13 protein-coding genes are annotated in these 17,295 nt (G+C 70.1%); 5 read left to right on the top strand and 8 right to left on the bottom strand.

The window, feature by feature from the left end; all coding sequences use genetic code 11:
- Positions 1-3 precede the first annotated feature (3 nt).
- The 4 genes from AW272_RS07670 to AW272_RS43910 are packed head-to-tail and all read right to left on the bottom strand — an operon-like array spanning position 4 to position 5,255.
- A complete protein-coding gene (locus AW272_RS07670) occupies positions 4-303 on the bottom strand; it encodes an AzlD domain-containing protein (protein WP_066362139.1) in 300 nt (99 codons plus the stop codon).
- Complete coding sequence (locus AW272_RS07665; RefSeq protein ID WP_066362135.1) at positions 300-941, bottom strand: AzlC family ABC transporter permease; 642 nt, start codon at positions 939-941, stop codon at positions 300-302. Before AW272_RS07665 ends, AW272_RS07670 begins: the two co-directional genes overlap by 4 nt.
- Positions 941-2,773 (bottom strand): serine/threonine-protein kinase, encoded by a 1,833-nt coding sequence (locus AW272_RS07660; RefSeq protein ID WP_169807506.1) that lies wholly within the window; start codon positions 2,771-2,773, stop codon positions 941-943. Before AW272_RS07660 ends, AW272_RS07665 begins: the two co-directional genes overlap by 1 nt.
- Before the next feature lie 43 nt (positions 2,774-2,816).
- Positions 2,817-5,255 carry a serine/threonine-protein kinase gene (locus tag AW272_RS43910; protein ID WP_066362133.1) on the bottom strand — a complete coding sequence of 813 codons (2,439 nt, stop codon included), beginning with the start codon at positions 5,253-5,255 and terminating at the stop codon, positions 2,817-2,819.
- A gap of 85 nt (positions 5,256-5,340) precedes the next feature.
- On the opposite strand from AW272_RS43910, the gene AW272_RS45965 reads away from it, so the two are divergent.
- Positions 5,341-6,111, top strand: coding sequence for a chorismate mutase (locus tag AW272_RS45965; protein WP_083958094.1), 771 nt, complete (start codon positions 5,341-5,343; stop codon positions 6,109-6,111).
- On the opposite strand, the gene AW272_RS07645 is transcribed toward AW272_RS45965, so the two are convergent.
- Positions 6,053-7,447 carry an amino acid permease gene (locus AW272_RS07645; RefSeq protein ID WP_066362132.1) on the bottom strand — a complete coding sequence of 465 codons (1,395 nt, stop codon included), beginning with the start codon at positions 7,445-7,447 and terminating at the stop codon, positions 6,053-6,055. The genes AW272_RS45965 and AW272_RS07645 overlap by 59 nt on opposite strands.
- Before the next feature lie 96 nt (positions 7,448-7,543).
- Here AW272_RS07645 and dnaE point away from each other — a divergent pair, with 96 nt between their 5' ends.
- Positions 7,544-11,065: a DNA polymerase III subunit alpha gene (dnaE, locus tag AW272_RS07640; RefSeq protein WP_066362131.1), complete on the top strand. Its 3,522-nt coding sequence runs from the start codon at positions 7,544-7,546 to the stop codon at positions 11,063-11,065.
- A gap of 65 nt (positions 11,066-11,130) precedes the next feature.
- The gene (locus AW272_RS07635) at positions 11,131-13,341 is read left to right on the top strand and encodes a transglycosylase domain-containing protein (protein ID WP_083958093.1); all 2,211 of its coding nucleotides are present in this window, start codon (positions 11,131-11,133) and stop codon (positions 13,339-13,341) included.
- Between the two features lie 51 nt (positions 13,342-13,392).
- Here the strand turns inward: AW272_RS07635 and AW272_RS07630 are convergent, their stop codons facing one another.
- On the bottom strand, positions 13,393-13,842 hold the full coding sequence (locus AW272_RS07630) for an SRPBCC family protein (RefSeq protein ID WP_066362126.1): 450 nt from the start codon (positions 13,840-13,842) through the stop codon (positions 13,393-13,395).
- 65 nt (positions 13,843-13,907) lie between these two features.
- Positions 13,908-14,753 (bottom strand): NAD(P)H-binding protein, encoded by an 846-nt coding sequence (locus AW272_RS07625; RefSeq protein ID WP_066362125.1) that lies wholly within the window; start codon positions 14,751-14,753, stop codon positions 13,908-13,910.
- Positions 14,754-14,860: 107 nt separating this feature from the next.
- Here AW272_RS07625 and AW272_RS07620 point away from each other — a divergent pair, with 107 nt between their 5' ends.
- Complete coding sequence (locus AW272_RS07620) at positions 14,861-15,448, top strand: TetR/AcrR family transcriptional regulator (RefSeq protein ID WP_066362124.1); 588 nt, start codon at positions 14,861-14,863, stop codon at positions 15,446-15,448.
- Positions 15,449-15,485: 37 nt separating this feature from the next.
- Positions 15,486-15,938 (top strand): nuclear transport factor 2 family protein, encoded by a 453-nt coding sequence (locus AW272_RS07615; RefSeq protein ID WP_066362123.1) that lies wholly within the window; start codon positions 15,486-15,488, stop codon positions 15,936-15,938.
- A gap of 49 nt (positions 15,939-15,987) precedes the next feature.
- Here the strand turns inward: AW272_RS07615 and murA are convergent, their stop codons facing one another.
- Positions 15,988-17,295 (bottom strand): UDP-N-acetylglucosamine 1-carboxyvinyltransferase, encoded by a 1,308-nt coding sequence (murA, locus tag AW272_RS07610; protein ID WP_066362122.1) that lies wholly within the window; start codon positions 17,293-17,295, stop codon positions 15,988-15,990.

Raw genomic sequence — 17,295 nt, 5'->3', positions numbered from 1 at the left:
GAATCACATGCCCGTTATTCGTAGCAGTCCGGTAACTACGGCGGCGACGACAAGAACCAGCAGGAACGGGGCGCGCAGCAGCAGGGCGATGACGGCGGCGGCCAGGCCGGCCGTTCTGGGGCCGTCGAAGCCCTGGCCGAACGACTGGACGGCGATCAGGGCGGCCAGCAACGCGACCGGGACGATCGTGGCGAACCGCTTCACCGCCGGGTGGTCCAGCACCTTTCTCGGGGCGGCCAGACCGGCGTATTTGAGCAGGTAGCAGCCCAGGCACGTGGCGATGACGGCCCACCACAGGTTCATTTGACCAGCACCACCAGAGCGCCCGCGGCGGCCAGCAGGACCGGGATGCCCGCGGGGAGGAACGGGGTGGCCGCCAGGGCGATGACCACTCCGGCCACGGCCACTTTCCGGTCTTCCGCCGACTCCTTCAGCCGGGGCCAGAGCAGGGCGAGGAACGTCGCGGGGCCCACCGCGTCGAGACCGAACACGGTCGGGTCGGCCACCCTCGACGCGCCCACCGCGGCCAGCAGCGTCCCCACGTTCCAGGTGACGTAGAGGCTGGCGAAGGTGGTGTAGAAGCCGGCTCTGGCCTCGCCGGGGTGCGCGAAGGCGACCGCGGAGGTCTCGTCGATGACGCCGTGGGCGGTGAGGGCGCGGAAGCGGGCCGGGAGGAGGGTGGCCAGGCGCAGGCCGTACAGGCCGTTGCGGGCTCCCAGCAGAAGCGCGCCCGCGACGCCGGGGACCAGGGCCCCGCCACCGGCGACGACCCCCGCGAGGGCGAACTGCGACGCGCCGGTGAACGCGAACAGGCTCAGCGCGCACGCCTGAGCCACCGACAGCCCGGCCGTGACCGCCGCCGCGCCGAACGCCAGGCCGGAGACTCCCACCGCGATCCCCACGCCGAGACCGGCGCGGACCGCGTCGTGCCGGGCGGTCATCAGATCGGCTTGAAGGTGCGGGCGAAGGTCCGGAACCAGGGGGCGCCCTTGTCCCAGATGTTCACGGGGATCTGCCAGTAGATGGCGTAGCACTGGTTGTCGATGCGGAACGCGCGGTCGTGCACGCGCTGGATGCCCTCCAGCGTGCTGAAGGTGAACTCCCAGTCGGCGCCGGGGGCGTCGAAACCGTCGATGGTGAGCTGGGTGCGTTTCATCCTGATGCGCTGGTAGTCCGGCAGGTAGCCCTTCGAGGTCGAGGCCTGCTCGACCACCTCGAGGGCGGCGACCGGGTCGTCGACCTCCCACGGGGTGAGGTCGATCTGCAGGTAGCCGGGCATGCCGGGGCCCCGGAAGAAGACCCGCTGCCCCTCCCTCTTGGACGGCTCCCACCCGGGCGGCAACGCCACCGCGAACCGGAGTTCCTGGTCCTCGTACATGGTCCAGCCCCGGGGCAGGACGGGAGCGTCGCTCGCCCGGACCGTGGGTGTGGGCTCCGGGGTCGGTTCCGCCGACGCCCTCGGGGTGGGGACCTCGGTGGCCGGGTCGACGCCCGAGACGATGGGGCCCGTGTCGTCGGGGGAACCGAGGGTCGTGTACGCGAAATAGCCGCCGATGCCCACGAGCACGACCAGCAGGGTGACCAGGGTGGTGATCAGGAACTTGTCGCGGTCGCGCTCCGGCGGGGCGAGCGTGGGCCAGTGGTGGGGCGGACCGTAGCCGCCGGGGCCGGCCTGCCCGGTGGGCGCGCCGTAGGGGTCGGGCGGGGTGTGGCCCTGGTAGCCGCCCGCCCCGGCACCGGTCTGACCGCCCCCGGGGCCACTGGGGCCACCGGGGTAGTGGCCCGGCCCGGTGGGCGAGCCGTAGCCACCCTGTGGCGCGGCCTGACCGGCGAAGCTGTCGTGCGGCCTGTTCTGGCCGGTGAAGCCCGTGCCGTGCTGCTGGTATCCCGCGTCGTGCCTGGTGGAGGCGCCCGCGTTGGCGCCCGCGCTGGACGGCCGGCCGCCGCCCTGCGGGCTCCACTTGGCCGAGGCGGCCTGGTGCAGCAGGTCCATGGCCTGTTCCGCGCCCATGCGCCGGGTCGGGTCCTTGCACATCAGGCCTTCGAGCACCGGGGCCAGCGCCCCCGCCCGGCGGGCGATCGGGATCTCCTCGTGGAGGACCGCCGCCATGCTCGCGATGGGTGTTCCCCGGTCGTAGGGGGAGCGCCCCTCGACGGCGGCCCACAGGGTCGCGCCCAGCGACCACAGGTCGGACTCGGGGGTCGCGGGGTGTCCGGCCAGGCGTTCCGGGGGCAGGAAGGCGGGGGTCCCGGTGACGGTGCCCGTCAGGGTCATCGACGGGTCCTCGGTCATCGACGCGATGCCGAAGTCGGTGAGGACCACCCGGTTGTCCGGGCTCAGCAGGACGTTCTCGGGCTTCACGTCGCGGTGCAGGACACCGGACGCGTGGGCCGTCATCAGGGCGTCGAGGACCTGCGCGCCGATCGTCGCCACCCTGTCGGGGACCAGGGGACCGTGCTCGCGCAGCGCGTCGCCCAGCGACGTCGAGCGGACGAGCTGCATCACGATCCAGGGGCGGCCGTCCTCCTCGATGACGTCGTGGACGACGATCACGTTCGGGTGGGACAGGCGGCCGGCGGCGCGGGCCTCACGGATGGTCCTGCGGTTGAAGTCGGCCCGGTCCTCGTCGCTGAGGGCGGTGTAATGGATCTCCTTGACCGCGACGGCGCGGTCGAGGAGCTCGTCGTGGGCACGCCAGACGACGCCCATCCCGCCCCGGCCTATTCGCTCCTGGAGCTGGTACCTCCCCGCGAGGCGGCGCGTGCCTTCCACATCATCCCCCTTCGAACCGTTTGGCATCGTCCCACAACAGGGGTCACTTGTCGGGTTCGAAGGTCTTGGCGAAGTTGTCGAAGTAATGCCGGTACTTGTCCCAGTCCTTGTCACGGGTCTTCCACAGGATGGCGTAACCGTGCTTGTCGTCGACGACGAATCCGCGGTTCAGGATGTGGCCCGTGTTGCCGCCCGGCTCGAAGGTCCACTCCCAGTCGGCGGCGTCGCGGAAGTAATCGACCTTCTTCATGGACAGCCGCTTGTAGCCCGGGAAGTTGGACCGGGCCGAGGAGGCCTCCTGGCTCTTCCAGTCGGCGAGGGCGCTGTCACCGGGGGTGCTGGTCTGGCCGATCTGCAGGTACGCCCCGTCGAGCGGGCCGCGGAAGAAGGTGCCACTGGAGTCGGTGCGTTCGTACTTCCAGCCCGGCGGGAGGGCGAGGGCGAACCCGGTCCGGTCCTTGTACATCTTCCAGCCCTTGGGGATCCCGTCGTCCTCCTTCTCATCGTCCTTGGAGGGGGACTCGGACGGCTTCGGGGACGGGTCCTTCTCCTCGTCGTCCGACGGGGTCGCGGACGGCTGGTCGGACTCCTCGCCTCCGGCGGCCCCCTCGGACGGGTCGCCCGACGGATTGGCATCGGCTGAGGTGGCCGGAGGTTTGCCCGTCGCGCCGGTGCCGGCGGTCTCGGCGGCCTGCTCCATGCCGAGCCACAGGGCGATGCCACCCACGACCAGGATCGCCGGGATGGCGATCAGCGCGGCCTTGATCAGGCCGTTCCTGCGCTCGGGGATGTCGACGGTGTTCCAGGCGTGCCGGCTGGGCTCCGGGAGCGGCACCGACGACTGCTCGCCGTAGCGGGTGTGGCCGGGTTCGTCGGCGTAGAAGCCCTCCGGCTCCGACCGGAAGGCGGCCGGGGCCGCGGCGGCCGGGCGGACCGGCGCGGGTTCGCTCGGCCGGGGCGCCTCGGTGGGACGGCCGGCGCCCGGACGCACTCCGGCGCCGCCGTAAGGGGCGCTCGGGGGGCGGCGACCGGCCGGCTTGGGCGGGCTCTTCGGCTCGGGCCGCGATTCCTTGCGGGCCTCTGCGCCGTCCTCCTGCGCGGACTCGCGGACGGGGTCAGGTTCGGCGGGGGTGACCTGACGGGGGACCTCGGGCTTGGTGTTCCCCGTGGTGCCGCCCGAAGAAGCGGCGTCCGGCTTGACGGCACGGCCGGACCCGGAGGCGGGCTTCCCGGCCGCCTCACGAGCGGATTCACGGTCGGCCGATCCGGCGTCGGCCGGGTCGGCCGCCGCGTCCGCGGCGAGACCGGCGGCGGCCGCTCCGGCGGCCTTGGCCGCTCCCGGCTTGCCCGCGGGGCCCTTCGGTGCCGGCTTCGCGGGCTCGGCGGGCCGCTGCGCCGGGATCGCGTCTCCGGTGTGCGGCCCGGGAGCGTCGGTCGACGGCGGGGCCTTCGCCGATGAGGATTCGGTCCCGGCACCCCCAGGACGTACAAGACCGGATTTTTCGCTCTTGGGGTGTTTGGTCGGTGTCGTCGGCAGGTTCGGGTCGGTGTCGTCGAAGGCCTCCTGCGGCACCACCGGCGGCTTCGGCGTCCCGTTGGTGCGGCCCGAGCGCTGCGGTGACGGCGGTGACGGCCAGCCCGACGCGTCGACCGGGCGGGGCGCGGGCGGATCTGCCGCCGCGCGGCGCAGCAGGCGCGCCGTCTCGTCGTAGCCGGGACGGGTGGCGGGGTCCTTCTCCAGGAGACGCTCGAGGACGGGTCGCAGCGGCCCGGCGTTCTTCGCCGGGTCGGGCGGCTCGGTCAGCACGGCGTGCATGGTCGCCATCGCCATGCCCTTGTCGTGCGGCGGGCGGCCCTCAACGGCGGCGTAGAGGGTCGCGCCGAGCGACCACAGGTCGGACTCCCGTTGCGCCGGGCCGCCGCGCAGCCGTTCAGGCGCGATGAAGGCCGGGGTCCCGACCAGGCCGGTACGGGTCATCGTCGAGTCGGTCTCGACCCGCGCGATGCCGAAGTCGGTCAGCACCACGCGCCCGTCGTCGGCGAGCAGCACGTTCTCGGGCTTCACATCCCGGTGTAACACGCCCTGCGCATGGGCGGCCCGGAGCGCGTCGAGGATCTGCAGCCCGATCTCCGTCGCCCGTTTGGGCGTCAGAGGGCCGTCCTGCCGGATCACCTGGCCCAGCGACCGGGATTCGACCAGCTGCATGATGATCCACGGCCGGCCGTCCTCCTCGATCACGTCGTGGACGACCACCACATTGGGGTGGCTCAGCCGCCCGGCGGCGCGGGCCTCGCGCATGGTCCGGCGGTTCAGCTCGGGGAGCTCGTCGCCCATCGCGCTGTCGTATCGGACCTCCTTCACCGCGACGGCGCGGTCGAGCAGCTCGTCATGGGCCCGCCACACGATGCCCATGCCGCCCCGGCCGATGGGTTCTATCAAGTGGTACCGGCCCCCGACGAGTCGGCCTTCCGCGTTCGTCATCCCCACCCCTTCCAGAACCCATGAATCGTCCCATGGATGGCAAAGGGATCAAACGCGAGCAGTACTGCCCTGGTAATCTCACGACATGTCCGTACGGATCGCGGATCTGACCATCGGGGAAGGACGGCCTGTCGCGGTCCTTGGGGGTCCGCTGCTTGTCGAGTTGTCGCCTTCGGTCGAACTCGACGTCATCGCCGGTCCAGCCGTCGCCGTCGTCGTCGACGACCTGACGCTCGTCCGCGCCGCCGCCCGCCTGGCCCTGCCGGTCATTCTGCGCAGGCCGCGTGAGGCGTCCCTGCTGGAATGGCTGACCGCCGCCGACCGCTGTGAGGCCGAGGGGAACCCGGCCGTGGTGCTCTGTGAGGCGGTGCCCGACCTGGCGCTGGTGAAGGCCGCCCGCGCGGAGTCGGGGCGGCCGGTGATCGTCTACCTGGGCAAACAGGCCGTGCTCGCCGGTCCCGCCGTCGCGGTGGGCGCCGACGGGCTCCTTCTCGACGCCGACGCGCCCGCCGAGGTCGTCGACGCCGCGGTGGAGGACGGCCGGCTGATCGGGGCCGTGGTGCGCCCGGAGGCGCCGGAGGACATCACGCAGGCCCGTGCCGCGATCGACCGGGCCGACGCCGCCCTCGCCGTGCTGCTGGAACGCAGGGCCGAATTCGCCGGGACGATCCAGCGGCTCAAGCCGATCGGCGGGTTCGCCGGGCGTGACCCCGAGCGGGAGCGCAAGGTGGTCGCCGCGATGGCGCAGCGGGCGCCGCGCCTGGGCGAACCGGGCCTGCGGCCGATCATGGCGGCGATCATTGAGGCGGGACTACACGCTGCTGAACGTGAGTGGCCGGCTCGCGCCGGGCGTTGACCATCCGCCAGCCGCCCCAGATCCCGCCCGCCAGGATCGGGATCAGGTAGAACGCCAGCCGCTGGTCCTCGTCGGCGAACGGCATCAGGACCACCACCAGCGCCAGGAACGCCAGGGTCAGCCAGTTCGTGTAGGGCGTGCCCGGCATCAGGAATGCCGGTTTCGGCAGCTGTCCGCGCATCCAGGCCCGGCGCAGCTTCATCTGGCAGTAGATGAGGGTGCCCCAGGTGGTGACCGTGCCCAGGGACGAGATCGCCACGGCGATCGTGAAGGCCCGTTCGGGGATGTACGAGTAGACGGCCACCCCGATCACGTACACCGAGGCCGTGAGCATGATCCCGCCCACCGGCACCTGCCGGGAGCTCAGGTTCGCGGTGAACCGGGGCGCCTCGCCGCGCTGCCCCATCGACCGCAGGATGCGCCCGGTCGAGTAGAGCCCCGAGTTGCACGACGACAGCGCCGCCGTGATCACGATCAGGTTCATCACGTCACCCGCCCACGGCGCGCCGAGCGTGGTGAACACCGTGACGAACGGCGACTCGCCGGCCTGGTAGGAGGTCCACGGCAGCACCATGCCCAGCAGCAGGATCGACCCGACGTAGAAGATCGCGATCCGCCAGATGACGCTGTTGACGGCCTTCGGGAGCACTTTCTCGGGGTCCTTCGTCTCGCCGGCCGCGATGCCGACGAGCTCGATGGCGGCGTACGCGAAGACCACGGCCTGCAGGCTCATGAACACCGGCCCGAACCCCATCGGGAAGAACCCGTCGTGGGCGACCAGGTTCGAGGGGGAGGCCCCCTCGACCGAGAACAGCACCAGGTAGAGCCCGACGATCAGGAACGTCACGATCGCGGCCACCTTGAGCAGCGCGAACCAGAACTCCATCTCGCCGAAGGCCTTCACCGACAGCAGGTTCACCACCAGCACGACCCCCAGCGCGATCAGCGCCGTGGCCCACCGGGGGAAGCTGGGTGCCCACAGGTGCACGTAGATCGCGATGGCGGTCAGCTCGGCGACGCCCGTGGCGGCCCAGTTGACCCAGTACATCCACCCGCTGGCGAACCCCGCCCAGGGGCCGACGAACTCGGTGGCGTACGAGACGAAGGAGCCCGATGTGGGCCGGTAGCTGACCAGCTCGCCGAGCGCCCGCATCACGAAGAAGGCGGCGATACCGGCGATGGCGTACGAGATCACCAGGGCCGGACCGGCGGCGGCGAATCGGCCTCCCGAGCCCAGGAACAGCCCGACGCCGATGGCGCCGCCGATCGCGATCATCTGGACCTGGCGATTGCCGAGGGAGTGTGAATACCCCTCGTCAAGGTTGGCTTTCTCCACCTTTTCCCCCCGGAAAGATCTCTTCCGCGACCGTAGTCGTGTGGGGTGGTGATCACGCGTAGGCTCTACATCCGTCGGTCGGATGATGGGGGTCTCATGGGCGATTCGTTTGTGCATCTGCACGTCCACACCGAGTATTCGATGCTCGACGGTGCGGCCAGATTGAAGCAGATGTTCAAACTGGTGGGCGAGCAGGAGATGCCCGCCATCGCGATCACCGACCACGGCAACATGCACGGAGCCTTCGAGTTCTACCGGCAGGCCACCGCCGCCGGGGTGAAGCCGATCATCGGCATCGAGGCCTACGTCGCCCCCGACGCCCGCTTCAACAAGAAGCCCGTCCTGTGGGGCGAGCCCCACCAGAAGAGCGACGACGTCTCGGCGGGTGGTTTCTACACCCACATGACGATCTGGGCCAAGAACCGCACCGGCCTGCACAACCTGATGAAGCTGTCCTCGCGCGCCTACACCGAGGGTTTCCACCGCAAGTGGGCCCGGATGGACGCCGAGATCCTGGCCGAGCACTCCGAGGGCCTGATGGCCACCACGGGCTGCCCGTCGGGCGAGGTGCAGACCCGCCTGCGGCTCGGCCAATACGACGAGGCCGTCAAGGCCGCGGCGAAGTTCCAGGACCTCTTCGGCAAGGACAACTACTTCCTGGAGATCATGGACCACGGCCTCGACATCGAGCGCCGCGTCCGCGAGGGCCTGACCCGCATCTCCAAAGAGCTGAACATCCCGCCGGTGGTCACCAACGACTCCCACTACACCTACGAGGCCGACGCCCAGTCACACGACGCGCTCCTGTGCATCCAGACGGGCAAGCAGCTCTCCGACCCCGGCCGGTTCCGGTTCGACGGCAGCGGCTACTACATCAAGAGCGCCGACGAGATGCGCGCCATCGACTCCTCCGAGCTGTGGCAGGAAGGCTGCAGGAACACCCTGCTGGTCGCCGAGAAGGTCGACCCGGCCGGGTTCTTCCAGCACAAGAACCTGATGCCGACCTTCCCGATCCCCGAGGGGCTGACGGAGGAGGAGTTCTTCCGCCAGGAGGTGTGGAAGGGCATGCACCGCCGCTTCCCGGGCGGCATCGACGAGGAACACCGCGCCTGGGTCGAGAACGAGCTGCGCGTCATCGTCCAGATGGGCTTCCCGAGCTACTTCCTCGTGGTCGCCGACTTCATCATGTGGGCCAAGACCAACGGCATCCGGGTGGGCCCCGGCCGTGGTTCCGCGGCGGGCTCGCTGGTCGCCTACTCGCTGGGCATCACCGACCTCGACCCGATCCCGTTCGGCCTCTACTTCGAGCGGTTCCTGAACCCCGAGCGCGTCTCCATGCCCGACGTCGACATCGACTTCGACGAGCGCCGGCGCGCCGACGTGATCAGGTACGTGACGGAGAAGTGGGGCAGCGACAAGGTCGCCATGATCGCCACCTTCGGCACGATCAAGGCGAAAGCGGCCGTGAAGGACGCCGGCCGCGTCCTGGGCTACCCCTACGCCCTCGGCGACAAGGTCTCCAAGGCGTTCCCGCCCGCCGTGATGGGCAAGGACATCCCGCTCACCGGCATCTTCGACAGCGACCACCCGCGCTACAACGAGGCCGGTGAGCTGCGCAAGCTCTACGAGGAAGACGTCGACGTGAAGTCGACCATCGACCTCGGGCGCGGTCTGGAGGGCCTGATCCGGCAGACCGGCGTGCACGCCGCCGGCGTGATCATGTCGTCCGAGGTGATCACCGACTACATCCCGATCATGCGCCGCGACTCCGACGGCGCGATCATCACGCAGTTCGACTATCCGACCTGCGAGAACCTCGGCCTGCTGAAGATGGACTTCCTCGGCCTGCGCAACCTGACGATCATCGACGACTGCCTCAAGATGGTCGAGCTCAACACCGGCAACGACATCGAACTGCTCGACCTGCCGCTCGACGACGCCAAGACCTACGACCTGCTGGCCAGGGGCGACACCCTCGGCATCTTCCAGCTCGACGGCGGCGGCATGCGGACCCTCCTGCGGCTGATGCGCCCCGACAACTTCGAGGACATCTCCGCCGCCCTCGCGCTCTACCGCCCCGGCCCGATGGGCGCCAACTCCCACACGAACTACGCGCTGCGCAAGAACAAGCAGCAGGAGATGACGCCGATCCACCCGGAGCTCGAAGAGCCCCTCGCGGAGATCCTGTCCACGACCTACGGCCTGATCGTCTATCAGGAGCAGGTCATGGCCATCGCCCAGAAGGTGGCCGGCTACTCGCTCGGCGGCGCCGACCTGCTGCGCCGCGCGATGGGCAAGAAGAAGAAGTCGGAACTCGACAAGCAATACGAGTTCTTCGAGAAGGGCATGCAGGACAACGGCTACTCCAAGGCCGCCATCAAGGCCCTCTGGGACATCCTGCTCCCGTTCTCCGACTACGCCTTCAACAAGGCCCACACCGCCGGATACGGCCTGGTCTCCTACTGGACCGCCTACCTGAAGGCCAACTACCGGGCCGAATACATGGCCGCGCTGCTCACGAGCGTCAAGGACGACAAGGACAAGTCGGCCCTCTACCTCAACGAGTGCCGCCACATGGGCATCAAGGTGCTGCCGCCCGACGTCAGCGACTCCGACTTCGACTTCACCCCGCGCGGCGCCGACATCCGATTCGGTCTCTCGGCCATTCGCAACGTCGGCGGCAACGTCGTCGACGGCATCATCGCCGCGCGCAAGGAGAAGGGCCGCTTCACCGACTTCAAGGACTTCCTGCGCAAGGTCCCGGCCCAGGTCTGCAACAAGCGCGTCATCGAGTCGCTGATCAAGGCGGGCGCCTACGACTCGATGGGCCATGTCCGCAAGGGCCTGGTGATGGTCCACGAGCAGGCCGTCGACGCGATCATCGACATCAAGAAGAACGAGGCCATCGGGCAGGACTCCCTGTTCGGCGCGGTCGACGGCGGCGAGGACCAGACCTTCGACGTCAACATCCCCGACGGCGAGTGGGACAAGAACACCGTCCTGCAGTTCGAGCGCGAGATGCTCGGCCTGTACGTCTCCGACCACCCGCTCCTCGGTGTCGAGCACATCCTGTCGAGCGGCGCCGACTGCTCGATCAGTGCGTTGCAGGACGAGTCGCGCCCCGATGGCCAGATGGTCACCGTGGGCGGCATCCTCAGCGGTGTGCAGCGCAAGGTCACCAAGAAGGGCGACACCTGGGTCCTGACCCAGCTCGAAGACCTCGGCGGCTCGATCGAGGTGATGATCTTCCCGTCGGCCTACCAGCTCTGCGCCACGATCCTGGCCGAAGACGCGATCGTCTTCGTCAAGGGCCGCATCGACAAGCGCGAAGACGTCGCCAAGATCATCGCGATGGAGGTCACCCAGCCCGACCTGACCGTCGAGTCGGGCGGCCCCCTGGTCGTCAGCCTGGCCATGGCCCGGGTCACCCCGCCGGTCGTCGGCCGCCTGAAGGAGGTCCTGAGCACCCACCCCGGCACGACCGAGGTGCACCTCCAGGTCCACAACGGCCCCCGCACGACGGTGATGCGCCTCGACGACCGCCTGCGCGTGACCCCCAGCCCGGCCCTCATGGGCGACCTCAAACAGCTCCTCGGACCGGCCTGCCTGGGAGCGTAGCGTTACGCTGTGTTAGGTTGACGCTGGAATCCCCCTGGTTGTCGAGCTGTTTCGGGGGGAGCGGCATGGCGCGCGTCACGACTGCCGGTGGGCTGGCGGTGTGCGGTGCACTCGGCGGGGTCCTGGCGGCCGCACTGGTCGCGCCGCTGGTCGCCGGAGGCGGGGTGGCGAGCAACACCGCCGCCGGGATGGTGACCAAACTCCCGCCCCCGCCACGCGAGGATCCCTTGCCCGAGGTGACCCGGCTGGTCGACAAGGACGGGCGGCAGTTCGCCCAGTTCTACTCCCAGAACCGGCAGTCGGTCGGCATCGGCGAGGTCTCCAAGCCGATGCGCGAGGCGATCGTCGCGATCGAGGACGCCCGCTTCTACGAACACGCCGGACTCGACGTGCGCGGCACGGTCCGGGCGCTGATCGCCAACACCCAGGCGGGCGGCATCCGGCAGGGCGGCTCGTCGCTGACCCAGCAGCTCGTGAAGAACATCCTGGTCAACCGGGCCGAGTCGGACAAGGAACGCGACTCAGCCCAGGTGCGGAGCATGCGCCGCAAGTTCTCCGAGATGCGCTACGCGCTGGCCCTGGAGGAGAAGTACTCCAAGGACCAGATCCTGGAGCGCTACCTCAACATCGCCTACTTCGGCGGCGGCGCGTTCGGCATCCAGGCCGCCGCCATGCGGTTCTTCGGCGTCTCGGCGAAGGACCTGTCCCTGGGCCAGGCCGCCGCCTTGGCGGGCGCGGTTCGCACGCCCTACTCGACCGACCCGGCGCGCGGCGAGGAGCAGCGCGAGAAGCTGCAGCAGCGGCGCGACCTGGTGCTCGACCGGATGGCCGAGCTCGGCAAGATCACCCCCGCCGAGGCCGCCGCGGCCAAGGCACAGGGTCTCGGGCTCAACATGCGGTCGGAGCCCGGCGGGTGCGCCGAGTCGGCCTATCCCTATTTCTGTGTGTACGTCCAGCACGAGATCCTCGCCAACCCCGCGTTCGGCCATTCACGCGCCGACCGCGAGCGGCGGCTCCAGCGGGGCGGCCTCACGCTGACCACCACGCTCGACGCGACCGCGCAGGAGGCGGCCGACAAGGCCATCCAGCAGCGCGTCGCGGCGGAGGACACCGAGGTCGCGGCCGAGGCGATGGTCGAACCCGGCACGGGCCGGATCCGGGCGCTGGCTGCCAGCAAACGCTACGGGAGCAACCCCGGCGGCAAGGTGACCGGGCCCAACACGACCTTCAACCTGCCCGCCGACACCGCCCACGGGGGCGGCATGGGCTTCCAGGCGGGCTCGACGTTCAAGATCTTCACACTTGCGACCGCGCTGGCCAAGGGCTGGCGGTTCGGGCAGGGGTTCAACACGCCCGGCGTGTTCGTCCCGTCGTCGGGCTTCACCGACTGCGCCGGGAAGGCGGTCAACGACCCGAACGCGAAGATCTACAACTCCTCGGGCGAGGGCTCCGGCGGCCCCTACAGCCTGGAGCTGGGGACGTGGAAGTCGGTCAACATCTTCTTCATGATGCTGGAGAAGGAGGTCGGGCTCTGCGACGTCGTCCGGACCGCGAAGGCGCTGGGCATCCGGCGCGCGGACGGCGGGAAGCTGTCGGAGGTGCCGACGTTCACGCTCGGGGTCAACGAGATGGACCCGCTGACGGTCGCGTCGGCGGTGGCGACCTTCGGCGCGCGAGGCAAGTACTGCAAGCCGGTGGCCATCACCGAGATCGTCGAACGCGACGGGCGGCGGGTGGCGATCCCGCCGAGCTGCTCGGCGACCATCGACCCGGAGGTCGCCGACGCGGTCAACGAGGTGCTGTCCGGCGTTTTCACCCAGGGGACGATGAAGGGGCAGTCGATCGGGCGGCCAGCGGCCGGGAAGACGGGGACCAACAACAACTACACGTCGGCGTGGTTCGCCGGGTACACCCCGAACCTGGCCGCCGCCGTGAGCGTGGGGGACATCCGGGGGTCGTACAAATACCCCCTGAACGGGGTGAAGATCGGCGACCAGACCTACGGGTCGGTCCAGGGGGCGTCGCTGCCGGGACCGATCTGGGTCGACTCCATGCAGAGCGCCCTGCGGGACACCCCGGCCGACGACTTCACCGCACCCGACATGAGCCGGTTCGGCGGCGGGGTCACCCCGGGCCTGCGCGAGGCCATGGAGGCCTCGGACCGGCGCGGGCGTCGCGGAGACGTGGAGTACGAGTACTGGTACGAGGACGAGAACGGCGACTACTACCGGGGCGACCCGCGCATGGAAGGCGAGGGCCGTCGCCGCCGCGACTGATGCGGCATCCCATCGGAGCGGAAGCTCCGCAGTCCGTACGTTCAGAGCAGCTCAGACGCTCGTGTTCTCGGAGGTGTTCTTCAGGAGGGTCAGCCAGGTGGTGAGGGACTGGTGGAGGGCGGCTCGCATGGCGGGGACGTCGGCGCGGATAAGGTCGCCGTCCCAGGACTCCTCGGTGAGGACCCGGGTGCCGCCACTGTCGACGGATTCGAAGGTCCACAGGTGGATGCCGGTGATGCCGGGCGCGGGGCCGCCCCACAGGATGCGGTGCGGCGGGTCGAGGAGCCGGATGGTGGAGGCGATGTCGAGGCCGAACGTGCTCCAGTGGAAGGTCGCACCGGCGGCCAGGGGTTCGGTGATGTTCGCGGCGGTGACCTCGTGTTGCCAGGTGGGCCAGGCGGCGATGTCGGTGTGCAGGGCCCAGACGCGGTCGATGGGGGCGTTGACGGTGATGCCGAGAGAGACGACGACGGGGGCGCTGGTGTCGATTCCGGTGATCATTCAGGTCTCCTTGCGCGGAGCGGGATGGGGGTACCGGTTCACCGGGCAGGATCGAGGACGCCGCATCAGGCCGCCTTCCCCGCCGGGTGGGCGGCGAGCAGGAAGTCGCGGAAGGAGCGGGGCTCCGCGCCGGTGATGTCCCGCACGGTCGTGGTGATCCGATCCTCGCTGCCCCCGGCGATCTCGGCGTCCAGGCCGGCGAGCATCCGGGCGTAGTCGTGGGGCACTCCGCCGGCCTCGATAGCCGTGGTCAGCTCTTCGACCGTGATAGAGGTGTGGCGCACCGCGGTGCCGGTGACCTCGCTGACCACGGCGGCGGCCTCGTCGTAGCTCAGGGCCTGCGGGCCGGTGAGGATCAGCTCGCCGTCGGGGATCGGGGCCCCGAACAGCAGATGGCCGGCGACGGCGGCGATGTCGCCGGGGTCGATGAAGGCCACGCGGCCCCGGCCGGTCGCGGTGACGATCTCGCCGCGCTCCCGGATCCCGGCCGCCACGGGGTGGCTCCCGACGAAGTTCTGCATGAACCAGGAGGGACGGAGCACCGCCGCCTCCGGCACGCGGTCGCGCACCAGCGGGGGCAGGGCGCCCAATCCCGACGGGGCGTCGGTCACCGCGGACGAGCTCAGCAGGGCGACCCGCCGGGTGCCGGCCGCGACGGCCGCGTCGAGAAAGCCGCCGACGGCGGCGGCGGGGTCGGCGTCGCTGATCGGGGCGACCAGGAACACGCCGTCGACGCCTGCCACGGCCGCGGCGAAGGTCTCGGGGGCGGCCCAGTCGAAGATCACATGCTGGTGGTCGCCGGGCACGGGGTGCCGGCTGGCCGTTCGCACGGCGACGCCCCGGGCGCGAAGGAAGTGGGCGACCCGGCGGCCGGTGGTCCCGGTTCCGCCTGTGACGAGGACAGTTCTCATGAGCCGTTCCTCCGCATCATTTGGTCGAGACGATACCGTCTCGTCCTGGGTGGCCGATCGTAGCATGGTCGGGACGATACCGTTCCGTCCTGAGCTAGGATGCTGGCATGACCACGTCCCGACGCAGTCCGACGGGTGCTGCCGTGTTGAACCCGGCGGTCACCGATGCCATTGCCGCAGCGGCGATCGACCTGCTGGTGGAGGTGGGCTACGCGCGTCTGACGATGGACGGCGTGGCGCAGCGTGCCAACGTCGGCAAGAGCGCGATCTACCGGCGCTGGCCGTCCAAGCTGGAAATGATCGTCCACGGGCTCGCCCGGCTCAGCATTCCGGCCGGCCCCGCCCCCGACACCGGGTCTCTGCGCGGTGACGTGCGCGCGGTGATGCAGGCCGCCTTCGACTGGCTGAGTGACCCGCGCATCCGGGCGGTGCTGCCCGACCTGATCGCCGAGTCCGACCGCAACCCCGTGCTCGCCGAGGCGGTGGCGGAACATGTCACGCGTCCGCGCGTCACCTGGGTCCGCGCCGCGCTGAGCCGGTCGTGCGATCGGGGCGAGCTGGCGGCCGACGACGTCGACCTGGTGCTCGACCTGACCATCGCCCCGGTGTTCTGGCGCCTGACCCACGCCCGGCCGGTGGACGACCGCTACCTCGACCGGCTCACCGAGCTGACGGTCGGGGCGGCGCGACGGTGACTCGCCAGGAGCTTTCCGCCATCCCGAAGGAGCAGTCATGTATCACGCCATCGTCAGACGCATCGCCGTCCGGAACTTCATCCGCGTCAACGACAAGGACTACGACGCCCTGCTCAAGGACTGCGCGTCTGACGTCCACCACCGCTTCGGCGGCAGTCACGCCTTAGGCGGTGAGCGACACGACCGCGAGGCTCTGCGGCGCTGGTTCGATCGGCTCGGACGGGTCAGCCCGGCTCTGTCCCTGACGGTGCACGACGTCTGGGTGAAGGGCACCCCCCGCAACACGACGGTCATCATCCGCTGGTCGGCGACCCAGGACATGCCGGACGGCTCGCCCTACGACAACCATGGCGTGCACATCGTGCAGATGAAATGGGGCAAGATCCTGTCGATCGACGCCAACGAGGACTCCCAGGTCGTCGCCGAGGGCCTGCGGGTCTTCGCCGCCCACGGCGTGGCCGAAGCCCTGGCCGACCCCATCGTGAGCTGATGAAAAAACCGGCCGTGGTCCTCGCGAGGACCACGGCCGGCTCGGCAGGCTAGACGTCGACTCGGCTGATCTTGAGGCCCAGGGACGTGAACTGGTCGAACGGGTGGTGGTAGCCGCGCTCGATGTGGTTGACGCCGCGCAGGGTCGAGGTGCCCTCGGCCACCGCCGCCGCCAGGACCGCCGAGAAGCCCGCCCGGATGTCGGGGAGGGTCACGTCGGCGCCGCGCAGCTTGGAGACGCCGCGCACGACCGCCGAGTGCTTGGCGTTGGTGTCGTGGTAGCGGCAGGCCGGGCCGCCCAGGCACTGGGCGAAGACCTCGATCTCGCAGCCCATCTTCTGGAGCGCCGGGACGTACACCAGACGGTTCTCGAAGACCGTCTCGTGGAGCACCGACATGCCCTCGGCGCGGGTGAACAGGACCATGAGCGGCGTCTGCCAGTCGGTCATGAACCCGGGGTGGGTGTCGGTCTGCACCGCGGCGGCGCGCAGGCCGTCGGGGGCCGAGGCGGTCAGCCACTCGTCGGTGATGTCGAACTGCGCGCCCATGCGGGCCAGCGTCGTGATCGCCGTGACCAGACGGTCTTGCGGGCAGCCGTGGACGCGGACCTCGCCGCCGGTCACCAGGCCGGCGACCAGGTAGGAGAAGGCCTCGATGCGGTCGCCGGCGAGCCAGGTGGCCGCGCCGCGCAGCTTCTCGACGCCCTCGATGACGATGCGGCGGTCGGGGGACAGTTCGATCATCGCGCCCATGCGCTGGAGGAACAGCGCGAGCTCGACGACCTCGGGCTCCATGGCCGCGCCCTTGATGACCGTCTTGCCCTCGGCCAGGACGGCCGTCATCAGGATGGTCTCGGTCGCGCCGACGCTCGGGTAGGGGAGCGTGATGCGGGTGCCGTGGAGACGGGTGGCCTTGGCGGTGATGCCGCTTTCGTCCTCGATGATCTCGGCGCCCATCTGACGCAGCGCCTCGAGGTGGAAGTTGACCGGGCGGCGGCCGATCGGGTCGCCGCCGACCATCGGGACGAAGGCCTCGCCCGCCAGGTGCAGCAGCGGGCCGAGCATCAGGATCGGGATGCGGTTGAGCCCGGTGTACTTCTCCGGGACCCTCGGCTCGATCACGGCGCCGCGTTCGAGGACGATCTCGCCGTCGCCGATCTGGACGTGGATGCCGAGTGCCTCCAGCATGGCGGCGGTCAGGTGGACCTCGCCGACTTCGGGCGCGTTGTGGAGGGTGCTCGGGCCGTCGCCGAGCATGGCCGCGACCATGTGCTTGGACACGGCGTTCTTGGACCCTCGGACCTCGACGTCTCCCCGCAGCGGGCCGGAGGGTTCGATGAGCCACGCTTGTTCGTTCAC

Origin of the sequence: Herbidospora mongoliensis, from assembly GCF_001570545.1 — a bacterium.
In the GTDB taxonomy this organism is placed as follows: Bacteria; Actinomycetota; Actinomycetes; order Streptosporangiales; family Streptosporangiaceae; genus Herbidospora; species Herbidospora mongoliensis.
The sequence above is the reverse complement of the archived record's forward strand: the minus strand, read 5'-3'. Positions and strand labels throughout refer to the sequence as shown.

Bases quoted from the DNA above. Each gene is read 5' to 3' on its own strand.
- AW272_RS07635 (WP_083958093.1), top strand. From the start codon at position 11,131: ATGGCGCGCGTCACGACTGCCGGTGGGCTGGCGGTGTGCGGTGCACTC.
- AW272_RS07630 (WP_066362126.1), bottom strand. From the start codon at position 13,842: ATGATCACCGGAATCGACACCAGCGCCCCCGTCGTCGTCTCTCTCGGC.
- AW272_RS07615 (WP_066362123.1), top strand. From the start codon at position 15,486: ATGTATCACGCCATCGTCAGACGCATCGCCGTCCGGAACTTCATCCGC.
- AW272_RS07665 (WP_066362135.1), bottom strand. From the start codon at position 941: ATGACCGCCCGGCACGACGCGGTCCGCGCCGGTCTCGGCGTGGGGATC.
- AW272_RS43910 (WP_066362133.1), bottom strand. From the start codon at position 5,255: ATGACGAACGCGGAAGGCCGACTCGTCGGGGGCCGGTACCACTTGATA.
- dnaE (WP_066362131.1), top strand. From the start codon at position 7,544: ATGGGCGATTCGTTTGTGCATCTGCACGTCCACACCGAGTATTCGATG.
- AW272_RS07620 (WP_066362124.1), top strand. From the start codon at position 14,861: ATGACCACGTCCCGACGCAGTCCGACGGGTGCTGCCGTGTTGAACCCG.
- AW272_RS45965 (WP_083958094.1), top strand. From the start codon at position 5,341: ATGTCCGTACGGATCGCGGATCTGACCATCGGGGAAGGACGGCCTGTC.
- AW272_RS07625 (WP_066362125.1), bottom strand. From the start codon at position 14,753: ATGAGAACTGTCCTCGTCACAGGCGGAACCGGGACCACCGGCCGCCGG.
- AW272_RS07670 (WP_066362139.1), bottom strand. From the start codon at position 303: ATGAACCTGTGGTGGGCCGTCATCGCCACGTGCCTGGGCTGCTACCTG.